The organism is Halorubrum sp. SP9, from assembly GCF_005435015.1.
Lineage (GTDB): Archaea > Halobacteriota > Halobacteria > Halobacteriales > Haloferacaceae > Halorubrum > Halorubrum sodomense.
On the sequence record NZ_SGXU01000142.1, the window covers coordinates 1 to 1,039 of the forward strand.

1 protein-coding gene is annotated in these 1,039 nt (G+C 66.0%); it reads right to left on the reverse strand.

From position 1 onward, the window contains the following. Window positions 1–41 precede the first annotated feature (41 nt). The gene (locus EXE45_RS16895; protein WP_137695016.1) at window positions 42–980 is read right to left on the reverse strand and encodes a carbohydrate ABC transporter permease; all 939 of its coding nucleotides are present in this window, start codon (window positions 978–980) and stop codon (window positions 42–44) included. Window positions 981–1,039 lie beyond the last annotated feature (59 nt).

The following is a 1,039-nucleotide window of genomic DNA, read 5'->3' on the forward strand; positions in this document are numbered from 1 at the left end:
TCGGTCGGATCGTCCGAGTTGTGTGTGTCAGTCATCGTGGATCAGTCCATTGACGCGATGTACCACGCCATCGGCAGCGCGATCACCAGTTCGATGAGCGCGACGACCATCGCCTTGCTGTACTCGATCGGGACGGAGAACGCCGCCTGGTACACCTCTAAGCCGAGGACGGAGAACACCCCGCCGGGACCGCCCGAGGGCCCCCCGGCCGCGTAGACGATGGCGAAGATCCGGATCACCCAGATCATGCTCATGATCACCACGACCGCCGTCACGGGCTTGACGAGCGGCCAGATGATGTCCTTGAACCGCCGGAACCGCCCCGCGCCGTCGACGCGGGCGGACTCCAGCAGCGCGGGGTCGATCCCCGCGAGCGCGGAGCTGTACAACAGCATGCTGAACCCGGTCTGGACCCAGACGCCGCCCGCGATCAGCGCGTAGATCGCGATCTGCGGCTCCTGGACCCAGTTCCGGACCACCGACTCCAGCCCGATCGACCGGAGCAGCCCGTTGAAGATGCCGGCCTGCGGGTCGTAGACGAACAGGAGGACGAGCCCGATCACGACCGTCGGCGTCGTGAAGGCGAGGAACACCATCGAGCGCAGGATGCTCCGCCCGCGCAGGTCGGCGAAAAGCAGCGCGAGCCCGAGGCCGAGCAGCGTGCTCAGCGGGACGTGGACAACCATCCAGATGATGTTCTGCGGCAGCGCCCCCATCGGGTACTGGAGCGCGAGGAGGTTGTCCCAGTTGATGATCGCGTCGTCGTTGAACGTCGCGATCCACGTCTCGAACCCGGCGAACTGCCCGATCGTGAACCCGTCCCAGGTGAAGAAGCTCCCGACCGCCGAGTACAGCATCGGCCCGACGGAGAAGATGCCGAACAGCGTGAGCCCGGGGAGCATGAACACGAGGATCGCGGTGAGCTTCTCCCCGTCCACGTCCCGGTCGAGCCGGTCCTCCAGGTACGATTCGACGGACATGGTATCAGGCCACCAGCTCCCCGTCCCCGTCGTAGAGGTACGCGTCGCTCGGGTCGAAC